We start from the raw sequence: 17,363 nt of genomic DNA on the forward strand, positions 1-17,363 counted from the left end.
ACCCGTCCATGGCGCAGACCGCGAAGATCCTTGACGGCAAGGCCGCCGCTGCCGCCATCAAGTCTGAGCTGACTGAGCGTGTAGCTGCACTGAGGGCCCGCGGCGTAACTCCGGGCATTGCCACTGTGCTCGTCGGTGCGGACCCTGCTTCGCAGCTTTACGTGTCCATGAAGCACAAGCAGTCCGTGGAGATCGGGATGAACTCGATCCAGCGTGAGCTTCCGGCGGACGCCACCCAGGCGCAGGTCGAGGACCTCATCGACGAACTCAATGCGGACCCCGCCTGCCACGGTTACATCGTGCAGCTGCCACTGCCCAAGCACCTGGACACCGACGCCATCCTCGAGCGGATCGACCCCGCCAAGGATGCCGACGGCCTGCACCCGACCAACCTGGGCCGGCTGGTGCTCAACGTCTACGGAGAGATCACCTCGCCGCTGCCGTGCACACCCCGCGGCGTCATCGAGCTCCTGGAGCGCAACGGCTACAGCCTCGCCGGCAAGCACGTCGTGGTGGTCGGCCGCGGGGTCACCATCGGCCGCTCGATCGGACTGCTGCTCACGCGGCGGGCCGTGAACGCCACCGTGACGCTCACGCACACCGGCACCAAGAACCTCTCGGAGCTGCTGCGGCAGGCGGACGTGATTGTCGGCGCGGCGGGTGCCAAGCACATCGTCAAGCCTGGGGACGTGAAGCCGGGCGCGGCCGTGCTCGACGTCGGTGTCACCCGTGAAACCGACCCCGAGACGGGCAAGAGCAAGGTCCACGGGGACATCGATCCCGCGGTTGCCGAGGTAGCCGGCTGGATTTCGCCGAACCCCGGCGGCGTGGGTCCCATGACCGTGGCGCTGCTCATGACCAACGTGGTCGAAGCCGCCGAACGCCAACTGGCGGGAAGCGTCTCCGGCGTCGCCTGATTGTGCTCCCCACCACCGTGTAGGGCGCCTACTCCCGCGGGAGTAGGCGCCCTACACCGTTAACCCGCCGGCCGTCATGCTCCCGATCACCCTCCCGGCCGCGTCCGTCTATCTGCTCCTCGGTTACGCCTGGGGTCCGATAGTGCTGTCCCTGGCTCTCTCGATCATCCTCACTGCTGCCGCGGGGCTGCGCTGGCAGGCCTGGCTCGGGGCCGGGATTTCCGCCGCGGCCGTCGTTCTGATGGCTGTCCTCGCCGGAGATGAGACGGGGCTGGTCCGGGCCTCTGCCGGTGTCGCCTGGGCCGCGATCCTTGTCCTGATCGGTGAAGGCTTCCGACGCCGGGGCGAACGGATGGCCGAATACCGGCGACGGCGGGAGGCCGCGAAACAGGCCGAACGGGACGAGTACCGCCTCACGCTCGCCCGCGATATCCACGATGTGGTGGCGCACTCCCTGTCGATGATCAACGTCCAAGCCTCTGTGGCGCTCCATCTGGGAACGAACGATCCCGAGAAGCTCCGCCCGGCGCTGGAGGCCATCAAGGCCGCGAGCAAGGAGTCCTTGGCCGAAGTCCGCCAGCTCCTCGGTGTGCTGCGCGACGACGCCCCGCTGAGTCCCTCGGCTCCGCCAAGCCTGGGGCGGATCCCGGAACTCGTCGACGACGCGCGGCGAGGCGGCCTAGAGGTGCGGTTCGAAAACTCCGTCGACCCTGAAGGCGTGGGCCCAGGCCAGCAGGAAGCGGCCTACCGGACCGTCCAGGAAGGGCTGAGCAATGTCCGCAGGCACTCAGGCGCGGCGTCCGCCGTCGTACTTCTCGAATTGTCCGGGAACGCGCTGAGGGTGCGGATCGACGACGACGGCGGAGGCCTCCGCGGAGCGCCCGCCGGGAACGGGCTGAGGGGCATGCGGGAGCGCGTCGAGGCGCTGGGCGGCACGCTTGGCCTGACGCCGCTGGAGCCCGGGCTGCGCGTGGAAGCGAACCTTCCGCTGAACCCCCACGAGGGAGGACACCAACGATGATCCGCTTGCTGCTCGCCGACGACCAGAACCTTATCCGGGCGGGATTCCGGGCCCTCCTGGACGCCGAACCGGACATGGAGGTGGTGGCCGAAGCCGGTACCGGCCGGGACGCCGTCAGGCTGGCCGAGCGTGAGGCACCCGACGTCGTGCTCATGGACATCCGCATGCCGGATGGCGACGGGCTGGCCGCAACCCGGCAAATCCTGGCCAACCCACAACTCGCGCACACGCGCATTATCATCCTCACGACCTTCGAGCTGGACGAATACATCGCCGAAGCCGTGCGCGCGGGCGCCGCGGGCTTCCTCGTCAAGGACACCGAACCGGAGGAACTGATCCGGGCCGTGCGGGTAGTGCACGACGGCGACGCCCTCCTTTCGCCGTCGGTGACACGCCGCATCATGGCCCAGCTTGCCCTGCACAGCAAGGCGGCGTCGAAGACAGTGCCGCTGGAGCAAATTACCGAGCGCGAACGGGAAGTTCTGGCGTTGGTTGGCGAGGGCCTGAACAACGCAGAGATCGCCGAGCGGCTGTTCATCACCCCGCTCACGGCAAAGACGCACGTTTCACGGATCATGACCAAACTGCTGGTGCGTGACCGTGCGCAATTGGTGGTGCTCGCGTACGAGTCCGGCCTGGTGCGGCCGGGTTGGAGCAGCTAGCCCTGGCCTGCAGTCTCCCGGGGGAGTAGGCAGCTGGCCGCAAGTGACTCCCGGTGGCCGACGCGTCTCGACGGGCCAAAAACAAGACTGGAAACAGAGCCGAGATACGGCCTGTTGAGAGTTTGGACTGGACATGTTGACATCACTGAGCACCACCATCGGCGCCGCGGCCGCGCAGCTGCCCGCCGACGTCGTTCACGGACCGGGGGACGGATTCGTCTTCTGGCCGTTTTTCCTCCTGATCCCGCTGTTTTGGTTCCTCGTGATCGGATTCTTCATCTTTTTCGGCCGCCGGATGTGGCGCCGGAACCATTACTGGGCAGCAACACAGGGCGCCGAAAGCGTGCTGAGGGAGCGCTACGCACGGGGCGAAATCGACGAGACCGAGTACCGCCAACGCCTGGAAGTGCTGCGGGCACATCCCACGAAGTGACGAACCGGCGGATTCTGCTGGATCATTCGTCTGGATAAACCATCAGGCCCTGGAACCACGCGGTTCCAGGGCCTGAGGTGCGGAATGATCCAGCAGAATGTCGCGAAGGGTCCAGCAGGTTAGTCCAGAAAATTGCGGAATACCTCTTTCACGTATTCCTTGGCTCTACTAGTCTGCTGGGGTGCACAATGAAGCCACCCGATCTTCCTCCACGTCAGCCAGCTTCCAGATGAACCCACCCGCAGTCATCACCGCCGAAAACCTCACCAAGAGCTACGGCGAGCTCATCGCCGTCGACGGAATCTCGTTCGAGGTCCCGGCAGGGGAGTCCTTCGGCCTGCTTGGCCCCAACGGTGCCGGCAAATCGACCACCATGAAAATGATCGGCGGAGTCTCCCAGCGCACGTCCGGGAAGCTCAGCATCATGGGCCTGGACCCGGAAACCCACGGGCCGGAAGTCCGCGCGCACCTCGGAGTGGTACCGCAACAGGACAACCTGGACGAGGAACTGAAGGTCCGCGAAAACCTGATTGTCTATGGCCGCTACTTCGGCTTGCCCTTGAGCTACTTGCGCCCCAAGGCTGATGAACTGCTCGAGTTCGCCCAGCTGACGGACAAGGCCAAGTCGAGGGTCGATGCCCTGTCGGGCGGCATGAAACGGCGCCTCACGATTGCCCGCTCGCTGATCAACGAGCCGAAGATCCTGCTCCTGGACGAGCCCACTACGGGACTGGACCCGCAGGCGCGCCACATCCTTTGGGACCGGCTGTTCAGGCTCAAGGAGCAAGGTGTCACGCTGATCCTCACTACGCACTACATGGACGAGGCCGAACAGCTTTGCGACCGGCTGATCGTGGTGGACAAGGGCCGGATCATGGCCGAAGGTTCGCCTGCCAGCCTGATCCGCGAATATTCCACGCGCGAGGTGCTGGAACTGCGCTTCGGTTCGGAACGCAACGCCACTATCGGCGCCGAACTCGCGGGCATCGGCGAACGCGTCGAGACGCTCCCGGACCGGGTGCTCATCTACGCGAACGACGGCGAATCGGCCCTGGAGCAAGTCTCCGCACGCCGGCTCCGTCCCCTGACGTCGCTGGTGCGGCGTTCTTCGCTGGAGGACGTCTTCCTCCGGCTGACCGGACGGAGCCTCGTTGACTAGCGCCCACTCGCCTGCCGTCTCAGCCAGCCGGGCGAAGCGCTGGGGATCTTTCTTCTACGCCGAGCAGGTCCTCCGAGTGATGCGTGGCTACGGCTGGTCCGTGTTCCTGTACAGCGTGGGGCAGCCGGTGGCCTACCTGTTCGCCATGGGAGTCGGGCTGGCGAGCCTCGTGGATGCGAACAGCGCAGCGGTGTTCGGTGGAGTGAACTATTTGACCTTCATCGCGCCGGCATTGTTGGTCTCATCCGCGGTCATGACGGCGTCGGGAGACTTTTCCTACCCGATCATGGACGGCTTCAAGTGGCGCCGCGTGTTCTATGGCCCGCACGCCTCCCCGCTGGTACCGCAGCAGATCGCCGCGGGCCACATCATGGCGAGTGCCTTGAAGTTCCTGGTGCAATCGGTGGTGTACTTCGCCATCGTGGCCATGTTCGGTGCCTCGCCGAGTCCGTGGGGTTGGGTGTCGGCGATAGTTGCCACGGTGGCCGGACTGTCCTTCGGGCTGCCGCTCATGGCCTATGCCTCGACCATCACCAAAGACTCCGGCCAGTTCGCGCTGGTGCAGCGCTTCATCGTGGTGCCACTGTTCCTGTTTTCGGGCACCTTCTTCCCGCTGGATTCGCTGCCGCTGGGAGTGCGCTGGATCGGTTGGATCTCGCCGGTGTGGCACGGAACGCAACTCGGCCGCGTCTTCACCTATGGACTCGAGGAGAATCCCTTGTTGACCCTGGCCCACGTCCTGTTCCTTGTGGGCGCCGCCGCCGCAGGCTGGACGCTGACGAGGCGCCAGTTCGTCAGGAGGATGGAAGCATGAGCGTTCTTACCGGAGGCCACAGCGCCACCGACGCCGCCCGTGAACGTACCTTCGGCCCGCTGTACTCCCGCAACGCGCTTGCTGTTGTGTCCCGGGGCCTCATGGCAGCGAAAAGCAGCACGTGGTTGATCCTGGTATCCGGATTCTTCGAGCCGGTGCTTTACCTGATTTCCATGGGCGTGGGACTCGGCCCGATTGTGGGTACCGTGGCGGGACCGGGCGGCCAGGAAATCAGTTATGCGGCCTACATCGCGCCCGCGCTCCTTGCCGTGTCCGCCATGAACGGCGCCGTCTACGACTCCACCTGGAACGTCTTCTTCAAGATGAACTTCGCCAAGCTGTACCAGGGAATGCTCTACACCTCCCTCGGGCCGTTGGATGTAGCCATCGGGGAGATCTTCCTGGCCCTGCTGCGCGGACTCCTGTATGCCACGGGGTTCACGGCCGTCATGGCCGTCATGGGCCTCATCACCACGCCATGGGCCGTCCTCGTCATCCCCGCCTCAGTGCTGATCGCTTTCGGCTTTGCGAGTTTCGGCATGGGCATCACCAGCTTCATGAAGACGTTCCAGCAGATGGACTGGATCAACTTCTTCATGCTGCCCATGTTCCTTTTCAGCGCTACCTTCTACCCGCTGAGCGTCTATCCGCAATACATCCAGTGGCTCATCCAAGCAATGCCCCTCTGGCATGGCGTGGAACTCCTGCGGCAGATCAGCATCGGCTCCTTCAGCCCGGCCACGGCAGTCCATATCGCCTACTACCTCGTGATGATCGGACTCGGCATCACGCTCACTACCGGAAGGTTGCGCAAGCTCTTCCTGAAATAGCGGCGCGGGCTGTTCGCCGGGGGTGGAAGCGGGCGGTTCGCCGCGCGGAGTTTGCGACAATGGGTGCATGCGATCCCTCGGCGACTCCCCGTCATCTGTTCCCTCGTCCGCTTCCGCCAGGAGCCCTTTCAAAGGCTTCCGCATCGGTGGACTGGGCATGACCGTGGTGCTCATCGCTTTCCTGGTGGCCGTGATCTTCGCCGCCAACCACAACGACGTCGTCGGTTGGATCGTTGCGGTTGTCTCCTTCGGCTGGCTCGCGCTCGCCGCTTTCGTGGTCTTCAGCATCCAGAAGGCCGCCAGGAGGGCCGGTGAAAAACTCACCGAGGCCCAGAACGCCTTCAACGCGGCAACCGGCCGGGCGCCGTCGTCGTCGAGCGCCGACCACGGTGGCACACGGGTGGTCTCGGAACGGAGCGAAGCTGACGAAATGCGGGACCTCAAACTGGACCACTCTTTCAAGATTGTCCAGGTGCAGGTCCGCGTGGTGGAGGACGAACGCGCCAAGGGCGACGCCGCCGATCAGGACACGATCAACCGCGCCTTGGAAACCATCGCCATCACGTCAAGCAATGCCCGGGACATGATCAAGTCATCCGGCGGCGGCGACGAGCCCGTCTCGGGCACCATCATCGACTAGAGTGGACGGGGTGAGCTCGGCATTGAAGAAGGACTTCCTTCGCATCGCAACGGTCAACGTCAACGGCATTCGCGCCGCCTACAAGAAGGGCATGGCGGAGTGGCTGGAACCGCGCGACGTCGACATCCTGTGTCTGCAGGAAGTCCGCGCGCCCGATGAGGTGGTCCACCAGCTCATCGGCGAAGGCTGGTACATCCTGCACGCCGAAGCCGAGGCAAAGGGCCGCGCCGGCGTTGCGATTGCCTCCCGGCAGGAACCCGTCGCCACCCGCGTGGGTATCGGCGACGACTACTTCGCCACGACTGGGCGCTGGGTCGAGGCGGACTACGTCGTTCGGGACGGCGGCGGCAAGGACACTACCCTGACGGTCGTCAGCGCCTATGTGCACTCCGGCGAAGTGGACACACCCAAGCAGGTGGACAAGTACCGCTTCCTGGACATTATGACCACGAGGCTTCCGGAACTTGCCAAGCACAGCGAGCATGCCTTGGTGGTCGGCGACCTGAACGTGGGCCATACGGAGCTGGACATCAAGAATTGGAAGGGCAACACCAAGCGTGCCGGTTTCCTTCCTGAGGAGCGCGCGTACTTCGACCGCTTCTTCGGCGACGAGATCGGATGGAGGGATGTCCACAGGGGCCTGGCAGGAAATGTCGATGGCCCCTACACCTGGTGGTCTCAGCGCGGTAAGGCCTTTGACACTGACACAGGCTGGCGCATCGACTACCACATGGCCACTCCCGGACTCGCGGCAGCCGCACTTTCGGCCGTCGTCGACCGGGCGCCGTCATGGGACACCCGTTTCTCCGACCACGCACCGCTGGTAGTCGACTACCAGCTCTAGGCTTTCGAAAGTTTCCTCATGACCAGTTCCACCACGACTGAACCCGCTGCAGCCGCAGCCAAGGCAACATCAACCAAACTGGCCGCCGGGGCGAAGCACCGCGTGCTGTCCGGCATGCAGCCCTCTGCTGACTCCCTCCACCTGGGCAACTACCTCGGTGCCCTGGTCAACTGGGTCCGCATGCAGGACGAGTACGACGCCATCTTCTTCATCCCGGACCTGCATGCCATTACGGTGCCGCAGGATCCCGCCGAGCTGGCTCGCCGTACGCGCGTCACCGCTGCGCAGTACATCGCCGGCGGTGTAGACGTCAACAAGTGCACCCTGTTCGTCCAGTCCCAGGTGCCTGAACATGCCCAGCTGGCGTGGGTCCTGGGCTGTATCACGGGCTTCGGCGAAGCATCGCGCATGATCCAGTTCAAGGACAAGTCGCTGCAACACGGCTCGGACCACGCGAGCGTCGGGCTCTTCACCTACCCGATCCTGCAGGCGGCCGACATCCTGCTGTACCAGCCACACGGGGTGCCCGTAGGCGAAGACCAGCGGCAACACATTGAGCTCAGCCGCGACCTCGCCCAGCGTTTCAACAGCCGCTACGGCGAGACATTCCAGGTGCCGCAGGCCTTTATCCAGAAGGAAACGGCCAAGATCTACGATCTCCAGAACCCCACGGCCAAGATGTCCAAGTCCGCGGAGTCGCCGGCCGGCCTGATCAACCTGCTCGATGACCCGAAGGTCACGGCCAAACGCATCAAGTCGGCAGTCACGGATAACGGCACGGAAATCCGCTTCGATCGCGAAGCGAAGCCCGGAGTGTCCAACCTGCTGAGCATCTACTCGTCCATCAGCGGCCAGACGGTGGAGAAAATCGTCGCGGACTATGAAGGCAAGATGTACGGCCACCTGAAGGTCGACCTCGCTGAACTCGTTGCGGCCCACCTCGGGCCGATCCGGGACCGCGCCAACGAGTTGCTCGCCGATCCGGCAGAACTCGACCGGCTCCTGGCTCACGGAGCGGACAAAGCCCGCGAGATCGCCTCGGCCACGCTCGCCGACGTCTACGCCAAGGTGGGCTTCCTGCCGTACGGCGGAGCACAAGGAATCCGCTAAAGCCATGTGCGCGGCTGGCAAGCTCAGCGTCCAGGTCGGCTCCCGTTCACGGGGAGCCGGCCGGGACACTGATGCCCGCCCGGGCACGGGCGCACACCAGTCTGCCAGCGCGTGCGGGGACAACCTGTGCGTAGGGGTCATTCTGGGTTTCCCCCGGGAAGTCGCCCAGGAACTGCAGCAATGGCGTGCATCCTTTGGCGATCCGATGGCGGAAGTGATCCCGGCCCACATCACCCTCGTGACCACTACCCCTGCCCAGGACTGGGAAGCAACCCTTGAGCATGTCCGCGACGTCGCGCGGCGCCAGGCACCATTCAGGATCACGATTTCCGGCACGGGCTCCTTCCGGCCGGTATCCCCGGTGGTGTTCCTGAAGGTCGCAGACGGTTTCGAGGAGTGCGTAGGCCTGCACGAACAACTACAGACCGGCCCCCTGGAACGCGATCTTCCCTTCCCCTACCACCCGCATGTGACGGTAGCGCACGACGTCGCTCCCGAGAGTCTTGACGAGGCCGAAACGGTGCTCAAGAACTACAGCGCCACCTTCCCTGTGGTTAGCATGGGACTTTACGAGCACGACGACAACGGCATTTGGCAGCTACGGGAAGAGCTCGACTTTGGCGGCGACGCAGACCAATCACGGAAAAGCACAGCGCAACGACCGGCAGCAGGCGGAGAAGCCACCGCTGCCGACTGAAGGGGCGCAGCTGAAGCTGCAGCTCATCCATCGTCAGGTCGAATGGGGTAAAGCCCGGCGCTCGGGCAACAGAGGCGCCACCATACCGGCGTTCATCAACCTGGCCCTCGCCCGGCTCAGCAACTTCCGGCCGATGCGCGCCTTCAACCTCTACAACCTGCGCCACGGTCCGTTGTTGAGCGCCGGCATAGGCTTCACCATGTTCTTCTCCATCACAGGCCTGCTGGCCACGGGATTCGCCGTGACCGGCTTGGTCCTCAACGGGCAACCCCAACTAGTTGATTCAATCGTCTCGAGCGTCGCCACAGCGGCCCCGGGACTCCTGAAAACCAGCGGGGGCAACGGCCTGGTGGATCCGCATGATCTCCTGAATCCCACAGGCCTTGGCTGGACGGCCGTCATAGCCGCCGTCGTCACGGTCTTTACTGCTCTCGGCTGGATCGCGGGGATCCGGGAGGGTCTCCGCGGGGTGTGCGGTCTGGAGCCCGTGCAGGAAAACCCTCTGCTGATGAAGGCCCGCGACGCCGGTACCCTCCTGCTGCTCGGCGCAGCCTTGGTGGTCAGCGCCGGTGTTTCGCTCGTGTTCGGGACAGCAGCCGGATGGATCATCGAGCGGCTCGGTTTGGCCGACGCCGTCGCTGGCCCGGTCACCTGGCTCGTTCGCACGGCCGTACCCCTGGTCCTCAACTGGGCGACGGCGGTGATCATGTTCCGCTTCGCAGGCCGCTTGAAGCTTCGCCGGCAAGCCTTCGTGGAAGGAACGGTGCTGGCCGGCATCGGAACCACCATCCTCCAGATCTTCAGCACGGAGTTGCTGGCGAATGCCGGACGGAATCCCATTCTGGCCTCATTTGCCATCATCATCGGGCTTCTCATCTGGTTCAACCTGGTCAGCCAGGTCTACTTGGTCTCCGGGGCGTGGGCGGCCGTCAGGGAAGCGGACACCAGCGCCCACGGGCACCCCAAGCCGGCCCTCGGATCGCGGCACCCTTCGCCCCGCACGTTCCACGCAAAGGACTCCTGAGGGAGCCAGCGCCCCAACTAGCTAGCAGTTGTTGTCGTTTTGAGCCCTCATAACGACAACAATTGCTAGTCAGTTGGGCTGGGGCCCGCGCTAGTCGCCGAGGTACTGCCCGGCCCAGGCGGAGATGATCCCTGCAACCCGGGCAGCTTGTCCTTTGCCCGTCAACAGGTGGTCACTGCCTTCGAGCGAAATGAAGCTCCGAGGGTGCCGTGCAGTCTGGAAGATCTCGCTGGCGTTGTCGATGCCCACGGTGTTGTCCGTGGGGGAGTGCAGCACCATGAGGGGCCTGTGCAGGGTACGGATGCAGTCCCTGAGGTCGGCCTTCTCGACATCCTCCACAAAGTGCCGGCGGACCTCCATGCGCCTGCCGCCCAGGTTGACCTCGGCGCTGCCTTCGCTGAGGATCGTGCTGACTTCGGCGTCGAACATGTGCTCCACGTGCCTGGGCTGGAACGGGGCGCCGACCGTGGCAACGGCACGTACCTCGGGGAGGCTGAGGGCGGCAGCCAACACGGCCGCCCCTCCGAAGGAGTGGCCAACAAGCAGGGAGATTTCCTTGCCTTCGGCGCGCATGAACCCGGCGGCGCGGATGGTGTCAGCCACCTTCACACTGAACGATCCAGCGGACCAATCGCCGGCGGAGTCGCCCAGTCCAAGGTTGTCGAAGCGAAGCATGCCGACGCCGAGATCCGCCAAACCCTTGCAGATACGCGATGCTGACGGGCTGTCCTTGCCGAGGGTCAAACCATGGGAGAACACACCCCAGCCCCGGACCGGACCCTCAGGAACATCCACGATCCCTGCCAGGAGATCTCCGGTGCTGCCTTCGAAGCTGATCTTCATGGATTTGGACACCTGTCCGCCTTTCGTTTTGCGAGGAAGTCTTAAACAGCGACGACGGCGGACCCCGCCAAGGGGACGCCGTCGTCGTCGTATTCTGAATTTTGGACTAGATCTTGCGTGCCAGGATGGCCTGCTTGACCTCGGCGATGGCCTGGGTCACCTGGATGCCACGCGGGCAAGCTTCCGAACAGTTGAAGGTGGTGCGGCAGCGCCACACGCCTTCCTTGTCGTTGAGGATCTCCAAGCGCATGTCACCGGCATCGTCGCGGGAATCGAAGATGAAGCGGTGTGCGTTCACGATGGCGGCCGGGCCGAAGTACTGGCCGTCCGTCCAGAACACGGGGCAGGACGACGTGCAGGCGGCGCACAGGATGCACTTGGTGGTGTCGTCGAACCGTTCACGGTCCTCGACCGACTGCAAGCGTTCCTTGGTGGGCTCGTGGCCCTTGTTGATCAGGAACGGCATGACTTCGCGGAAGGACTGGAAGAACGGCTCCATGTCCACGATCAGGTCCTTCTCCACCGGGAGGCCCTTGATCGGTTCAACGGTGATGGGCTTGGAGGTGTCCAGGTCCTTCAGCAGGGTCTTGCACGCGAGGCGGTTGCGGCCGTTGATGCGCATGGCGTCGGAACCGCAAACGCCGTGGGCACAGGAACGGCGGAACGACAGCGAGCCGTCGATTTCCCACTTGATCTTGTGCAGGGCGTCCAGCACGCGGTCGGTGCCGTACATCGTCAGCTGGTGGTCTTCCCATGCGGCCTCTTCCGAGACCTCGGGGTTGTAGCGTCGCACCCGCAGTGTGATGTTGAAGGTGGGAATTTCCCCGCCTCCACCAATGTGCGCGGGCAGCTCGATCTTGGATGCTGGCTCAGCAAGTTCAGCAGACATCTTAGTACTTCCTCACCATCGGCTCGTAGCGCGTAAAGACAACAGGCTTGGTGCCGAGTCGGATGCCCGCGATTGCTTCCGCAGATCCGTCCGCCGGAGCGTGCTCATCTTTATATGCCATGGAGTGCTTCATGAATTTCTCGTCGTCGCGCTCCGGGAAGTCCTCCCGGAAGTGGCCTCCACGGGACTCCTCGCGGTGCAGGGCAGCAACTGTCATGACCTTGGCCAGTTCCAGCAGGAAGCCCAGTTCCACGGCTTCGAGCAGGTCAAGGTTGAAGCGCTTTCCCTTGTCCTGGACGCTGATGCGCTGGTACCGCTCTTCGAGGGCCGCGATGTCCTTGAGCACCTGGTTCAGGGTTTCCGCCGTACGGAACACCTGCATGTTGGCGTCCATGGTGTCCTGCAGTTCCTTGCGGATCGCGGCAACCCTCTCGCCGCCGTCGGAAGTGCGGACGTGGTTCAGCAGATCCAGCGTGTATGCCTCCGGGTCTTCCGGGAGCTCCACGAAGTCAGCGGTCTTGGCGTATTCGGCCGCAGCAATGCCCGCACGCTTGCCAAAGACGTTGATGTCCAGCAGGGAGTTGGTACCCAGGCGGTTGGAGCCGTGCACGGAAACACAAGCCACTTCGCCGGCTGCGTACAGGCCCGGAACGATCGTGTCGTTGTCCTGCAGGACCTCGGTGGTGATGTTCGTGGGGATGCCGCCCATGGCGTAGTGCGCCGTCGGGAACACGGGAACCGGTTCAGTGTACGGCTCGACACCGAGGTAGGTGCGGGCGAATTCGGTGATGTCCGGGAGCTTCGCGTCGATGTGGGCCGGCTCGAGGTGGGTCAGGTCCAGGAGGACGTAGTCCTTGTTCGGGCCGCACCCGCGTCCTTCACGCACTTCGTTTGCCATGGAGCGGGCCACGATGTCGCGGGGAGCGAGGTCCTTGATAGTGGGAGCGTAGCGTTCCATGAAACGCTCACCCTCGGAGTTACGCAGGATCGCGCCTTCGCCGCGGGCAGCTTCCGAGAGGAGGATGCCCAAGCCGGCAAGACCGGTCGGGTGGAACTGGAAGAACTCCATGTCCTCCAGCGGGATTCCGCGGCGGAACGCGATTCCCATGCCGTCACCGGTCAGGGTGTGGGCGTTGGAGGTGGTCTTGAAAACCTTGCCCGCGCCGCCCGAGGCGAACACCACGGACTTGGCCTGGAAAACGTGCAACTCACCGGAGGCGAGGTCGTAGGACACGACGCCGGCAACGCGCTTCTGCTTGTACGGCGTCCCGTCTTCGCGGACGGCGTCTTCCTCGACGGTCAGCAGGTCCAGGACGTAGTACTCGTTGTAGAACTCGACGTTGTGCTTGACGCAGTTTTGGTACAGCGTCTGCAGGATCATGTGGCCCGTGCGGTCTGCTGCATAGCAGGCGCGGCGGACCGGAGCCTTGCCGTGGTCACGGGTGTGGCCACCGAAACGGCGCTGGTCAATGCGGCCTTCGGGCGTGCGGTTGAACGGCAAGCCCATCTTCTCCAGGTCCAGCACGGCGTCGATGGCTTCCTTCGCCATGACCTCGGCTGCGTCCTGGTCAACCAGGTAGTCGCCACCCTTGATGGTGTCGAACGTGTGCCACTCCCAGTTGTCCTCTTCGACGTTGGCCAGGGCTGCACACATGCCGCCCTGGGCTGCGCCGGTGTGGGAACGGGTGGGGTAGAGCTTGGTCAGTACTGCGGTGCGTGCGCGCTGACCGGATTCGATCGCGGCGCGCATGCCGGCGCCGCCGGCACCGACAATAACGACGTCGTACTTATGGACCTGCATACCAGATGCTCTTTCTCTCTAAGTCAGATGGTCGGCGGAGCCTGCTCCGCGTGTTGTGCACCGCCGGACAAGCCGGTGGTGCAGCGGAGCGCTACGGCGCCGGGCAGAACCCGCCGGGCAGCTGAACGCCGTTGACGACGGGGCACGGGTTGAACGTGAAGATCACCAGTGTGCCAAGAACGACGATGACGACCGTGGCCGCGTAAAGGACTACCTTGAGCCAAAGGCGCGTGGCGTCCTTCTCGGCGTAGTCGTTGATGATGGTGCGGACGCCGTTGGTGCCGTGCAGCATGGCGAGCCACAGCATGGCCAGGTCCCAGAACTGCCAGAACGGGTCGGCCCACTTGCCGGCCACGAAGCCGAAGTCGATGCCGTGGATGCCTTCGCCCACCATGAGGTTCACGAAAAGGTGGCCGAAGATCAGAACCACGAGCACGACGCCGGAGAGCCGCATGAACAGCCACGCGAGCATCTCGAAGTTCCCCTTGGAACCGGTGCCGCGACGGTACTGCGGAGCAATCTTCCCGCTGCCGATTTTTCCACTGCGCGGGCTTTGAATGTCAGTACTCATGGCTTAGTGGCCTCCCAGTGCGAGGGACAGGTGGCGGATGGCGAAGGCCCCGAAGGTGACCAGCCACAATACCAGGACGGTCCACAGCATCTGGCGCTGGTATTTCGCGCCCTTCTTCCAGAAGTCAATGGCGATAACGCGCAGGCCATTGAAGGCGTGGAAAACGATCGCTGCGACGAGGCCCGTTTCGCCCAGGGCCATGAGGGGGTTCTTGTAGGCGCCGATAACGGCCGTGTAGGCCTCCGGGGACACACGCACCAGTGAGGTGTCCAGCACATGGACCAACAAGAAGAAAAAGATCACAACACCGGTAATGCGGTGTCCAACCCAGGACCACATGCCTTCACGGCCGCGGTACAAGGTGCCAGCTGGTTTTGTCGGCACTGAATAAACCTTCCTGCAACACAGCGGCGCTGGCACGGGATCCATGCGGGGGAAACGCCAGCTGCGAGAGCACTCGTAGCTCAGCCTAAATCTAGGCTTCGCTCACAGCTTATTCAATTTAGGCACCCCTTCTTGTAACGAGAGCGCGGGGTTTCGCCTGAATTCCGGCGTTTTCGCCACGATGGTGAGACGAAGACCACAAAGCGGGACTTGAGCGGGTGTCGGATAAGGTGTTGCGGTGAGTATAGAAAACGCTGCAAGCCTCGAATCGCCATTGCGTCACTTCCATGCGGTTATTCCGGCCGGCGGAGTGGGCACGCGCCTGTGGCCGCTTTCGCGTGCTGCCGCGCCCAAGTTCCTCCACGACCTCACGGGTTCGGGCAGCACCCTCCTGCGGGCTACGTACGACCGTCTCGAACCGTTGGCCGGCAACCGGGTTCTGGTGGTTACGGGTGTGGCGCACCGGGTTGCCGTCTGCCGCCAGCTTCCCGAAGTGGGCGAAAACGAGTTGGTCCTCGAAAGCGAACCGAAGGACTCGGGAGCGGCGATTGGCCTCGCCGCCGCCATCCTGCACCGTCGCGACCCCGACACCATCATGGGTTCCTTCGCCGCCGACCACGTCATCAGCCCGGACCACCTTTTCCAGGAAACTGTGCGCGAGGCTATCCACACTGCGGCTGCCGGAAAAATCGTCACCATCGGCATCAAGCCCACGCACCCCTCGACCGGGTTCGGTTACATCCGCACCGGGGACTTGCTCAATATCGACGACGCGCCGAATGCGCACGCCGTGGTCGAGTTCGTCGAGAAGCCGAGTGAGGACATTGCCAAGAAGTACCTCGAGACTGGCGACTACGTCTGGAATGCCGGCATGTTCGTCGCGCCCGTCGCTCTCATGCTCAAGCACCTGGAGGCAAACCAACCGGTCCTGTTTGCCGGGCTGCAGGAGATTGCCGACGCCTGGGACACGCCGGAACGCGATGAAGTGACCGCCCGGGTGTGGCCCACGCTGCCGAAGATCGCCATTGACTACGCCGTGGCCGAACCCGCCGCGGCGGCGGGGGATGTCGCCGTCGTGCCCGGTACTTTCCGCTGGGACGACGTCGGAGACTTCGCCGCGATCGGCCGCCTCAACAATGCCGGCGACGTCGATGAGGTGACGGTCCTCGGTGAAGGCGCCCGCGTCTTCACGGAGAACGCCAGCGGTGTGGTTGTCTCCGATACGAAGCGTGTGATCGCCCTTATCGGGATCAAGGACGTCGTGATCGTCGATACGCCGGACGCGCTGCTTGTCACCACGAAGGAGCACGCCCAGCGGGTCAAGGGTGCGGTGGACGCGCTCAAGGCAAGTGGAGACACCGACGTTCTATAGCGCCCTCTTGCGGCGCTGTCCGTAACCAAGAGACCCCTTTCGCTATTCGGGGGGTGTGGATGGCTAGAGTTGTGAGGTGCGCAATTTCACTACCGAAACCGAGCCGACCCCTGTGGTGAAGCCATGGCTTGACGATCTCTTGCCGGAACTCCTTGAATTCCGGAGGGACCTGCATGCGCACCCCGAACTTTCCTTCAAGGAATTTCGCACTACGGACAAGCTGGTTGAACGGCTCGAGGCGGCGGGACTCGAACCCCGCCGGCTGGAAGGCTCGGGGCTGACGGTCGACGTCGGCGACGGGCCCATCGCCACGGCCCTGCGCGGAGACATCGACGCCCTCCCCATCATCGAGGAGACCGGGCTTCCGTTCGCGTCGAAGAACCATGGCGTCACCCACGCGTGCGGGCATGACGTCCACACCACGAGCATGCTTGGCATTGCCCTGGTGCTGCACGCCATGCACCAGGAATCCCCCTTGGGCGGAACGGTGCGCATCATCTTCCAGCCGGCAGAAGAAACCATGCCCGGCGGTGCGTTGTCCTGCATCGAGCAGGGCGTGCTCCAAGGCGTTCCGCGTATTCTTGCGCTGCACTGCGATCCGCGTATCAACGTCGGCAAGATCGGCACGCGCATCGGCGCCATCACCTCGGCGTCGGACACCATCAAAATCGAATTGACCGGACGTGGCGGCCATACTTCCCGTCCGCATTTGACCGAAGACCTGGTCTTCGCGCTGGCCCAAATCGCCGTCAACGTGCCGGCCGTCCTGTCCCGTCGGGTCGATGTGCGCAGCGGCGTTTCGGTGGTGTGGGGCCAGATCGCGGCAGGTTCGGCACCCAACGCCATCCCCGCCAACGGCTACATGGCCGGCACCATGCGTTGCCTCGACAGGGACGCCTGGCACAGCGCAGGGGAGTTGCTCGACGACGTCGTCCAGCAAGTTGCCGCGCCGTACGGGGTGGACGTGCACCTTGAGCACACCCGCGGCGTCCCTCCCGTGGTCAACTCGGAACACGAAACTGCCATCATCGAGGCCGCTGCCCGTGCGGAACTCGGCGAGCACGCCGTCGTCCTGACACCGCAGTCCATGGGTGGCGAGGACTTCGCCTGGTTCCTGGCCGACCTGCCGGGTGCCATGATGCGGCTCGGAACCCACACGCCCGGCGGCGAGGAATACGATCTCCACCGCGGTGACTTCATTGTGGACGAGCGTGCCCTCGGCTTCGCAATCCAAGTCCTTGCCGCCGCCGCGCTGCGAACCATCCGGGATCTCTGAACCTCGACGCTCGCTCACTTATGCCGGGTTTTGGCCGGACGCTCGCTCACTTATGCCGGGTTTTGGCCGGACGCTC

19 protein-coding genes are annotated in these 17,363 nt (G+C 64.1%); 14 read left to right on the forward strand and 5 right to left on the reverse strand.

The window, feature by feature from the left end:
- The first annotated feature begins 8 nt into the window (after positions 1-8).
- The 12 genes from AB4068_RS13485 (at position 9) to AB4068_RS13540 (ending at position 10,151) form a co-directional block, all read left to right on the forward strand.
- Complete coding sequence (locus AB4068_RS13485; protein WP_441433654.1) at positions 9-917, forward strand: bifunctional methylenetetrahydrofolate dehydrogenase/methenyltetrahydrofolate cyclohydrolase; 909 nt, start codon at positions 9-11, stop codon at positions 915-917.
- A 76-nt stretch (positions 918-993) separates the two neighbouring features.
- Positions 994-1,938, forward strand: coding sequence for a sensor histidine kinase (locus AB4068_RS13490; protein WP_441433655.1), 945 nt, complete (start codon positions 994-996; stop codon positions 1,936-1,938).
- On the forward strand, positions 1,935-2,600 hold the full coding sequence (locus tag AB4068_RS13495; protein WP_284992010.1) for a response regulator transcription factor: 666 nt from the start codon (positions 1,935-1,937) through the stop codon (positions 2,598-2,600). Before AB4068_RS13490 ends, AB4068_RS13495 begins: the two co-directional genes overlap by 4 nt.
- A gap of 133 nt (positions 2,601-2,733) precedes the next feature.
- Positions 2,734-3,033: an SHOCT domain-containing protein gene (locus AB4068_RS13500; protein WP_059388001.1), complete on the forward strand. Its 300-nt coding sequence runs from the start codon at positions 2,734-2,736 to the stop codon at positions 3,031-3,033.
- 229 nt (positions 3,034-3,262) lie between these two features.
- Positions 3,263-4,192 carry an ABC transporter ATP-binding protein gene (locus AB4068_RS13505; RefSeq protein ID WP_059388000.1) on the forward strand — a complete coding sequence of 310 codons (930 nt, stop codon included), beginning with the start codon at positions 3,263-3,265 and terminating at the stop codon, positions 4,190-4,192.
- On the forward strand, positions 4,185-5,006 hold the full coding sequence (locus AB4068_RS13510; protein WP_441433656.1) for an ABC transporter permease: 822 nt from the start codon (positions 4,185-4,187) through the stop codon (positions 5,004-5,006). Before AB4068_RS13505 ends, AB4068_RS13510 begins: the two co-directional genes overlap by 8 nt.
- Positions 5,003-5,836 (forward strand): ABC transporter permease, encoded by an 834-nt coding sequence (locus AB4068_RS13515; protein WP_307052679.1) that lies wholly within the window; start codon positions 5,003-5,005, stop codon positions 5,834-5,836. The genes AB4068_RS13510 and AB4068_RS13515 overlap by 4 nt, the downstream gene beginning before the upstream one ends.
- 67 nt (positions 5,837-5,903) lie before the next feature.
- Complete coding sequence (locus AB4068_RS13520; RefSeq protein ID WP_307052678.1) at positions 5,904-6,476, forward strand: hypothetical protein; 573 nt, start codon at positions 5,904-5,906, stop codon at positions 6,474-6,476.
- A 10-nt stretch (positions 6,477-6,486) separates the two neighbouring features.
- Positions 6,487-7,320, forward strand: coding sequence for an exodeoxyribonuclease III (locus AB4068_RS13525; protein WP_059388003.1), 834 nt, complete (start codon positions 6,487-6,489; stop codon positions 7,318-7,320).
- Between the two features lie 18 nt (positions 7,321-7,338).
- Complete coding sequence (trpS, locus tag AB4068_RS13530; protein ID WP_306964660.1) at positions 7,339-8,430, forward strand: tryptophan--tRNA ligase; 1,092 nt, start codon at positions 7,339-7,341, stop codon at positions 8,428-8,430.
- Positions 8,431-8,434: 4 nt separating this feature from the next.
- Positions 8,435-9,127 carry a 2'-5' RNA ligase family protein gene (locus AB4068_RS13535; RefSeq protein WP_306964662.1) on the forward strand — a complete coding sequence of 231 codons (693 nt, stop codon included), beginning with the start codon at positions 8,435-8,437 and terminating at the stop codon, positions 9,125-9,127.
- Positions 9,048-10,151 (forward strand): YihY/virulence factor BrkB family protein, encoded by a 1,104-nt coding sequence (locus tag AB4068_RS13540; protein ID WP_441433657.1) that lies wholly within the window; start codon positions 9,048-9,050, stop codon positions 10,149-10,151. The genes AB4068_RS13535 and AB4068_RS13540 overlap by 80 nt, the downstream gene beginning before the upstream one ends.
- A gap of 90 nt (positions 10,152-10,241) precedes the next feature.
- On the opposite strand, the gene AB4068_RS13545 is transcribed toward AB4068_RS13540, so the two are convergent.
- The 5 genes from AB4068_RS13545 to sdhC form a co-directional block, all read right to left on the reverse strand.
- Entirely contained in the window at positions 10,242-11,006 is a 765-nt protein-coding gene (locus AB4068_RS13545) for an alpha/beta hydrolase family protein (RefSeq protein ID WP_284992006.1), read from the reverse strand.
- A 94-nt stretch (positions 11,007-11,100) separates the two neighbouring features.
- A complete protein-coding gene (locus AB4068_RS13550) occupies positions 11,101-11,883 on the reverse strand; it encodes a succinate dehydrogenase iron-sulfur subunit (RefSeq protein ID WP_059387992.1) in 783 nt (260 codons plus the stop codon).
- 1 nt (position 11,884) lies between these two features.
- The gene (sdhA, locus tag AB4068_RS13555; protein WP_441433658.1) at positions 11,885-13,684 is read right to left on the reverse strand and encodes a succinate dehydrogenase flavoprotein subunit; all 1,800 of its coding nucleotides are present in this window, start codon (positions 13,682-13,684) and stop codon (positions 11,885-11,887) included.
- A gap of 91 nt (positions 13,685-13,775) precedes the next feature.
- The gene (locus AB4068_RS13560) at positions 13,776-14,255 is read right to left on the reverse strand and encodes a succinate dehydrogenase hydrophobic membrane anchor subunit (RefSeq protein WP_059387990.1); all 480 of its coding nucleotides are present in this window, start codon (positions 14,253-14,255) and stop codon (positions 13,776-13,778) included.
- Between the two features lie 3 nt (positions 14,256-14,258).
- Complete coding sequence (gene sdhC / locus AB4068_RS13565; RefSeq protein ID WP_084784381.1) at positions 14,259-14,639, reverse strand: succinate dehydrogenase, cytochrome b556 subunit; 381 nt, start codon at positions 14,637-14,639, stop codon at positions 14,259-14,261.
- 238 nt (positions 14,640-14,877) lie between these two features.
- Here sdhC and AB4068_RS13570 point away from each other — a divergent pair, with 238 nt between their 5' ends.
- Positions 14,878-16,011 (forward strand): mannose-1-phosphate guanylyltransferase, encoded by a 1,134-nt coding sequence (locus AB4068_RS13570; protein ID WP_059387989.1) that lies wholly within the window; start codon positions 14,878-14,880, stop codon positions 16,009-16,011.
- A gap of 76 nt (positions 16,012-16,087) precedes the next feature.
- A complete protein-coding gene (locus tag AB4068_RS13575; protein WP_059387988.1) occupies positions 16,088-17,287 on the forward strand; it encodes an amidohydrolase in 1,200 nt (399 codons plus the stop codon).
- Positions 17,288-17,363: the final 76 nt, after the last annotated feature.

Origin of the sequence: Arthrobacter sp. 2RAF22 (assembly GCF_052115325.1) — a bacterium.
Taxonomy (GTDB): Bacteria; Actinomycetota; Actinomycetes; order Actinomycetales; family Micrococcaceae; genus Arthrobacter.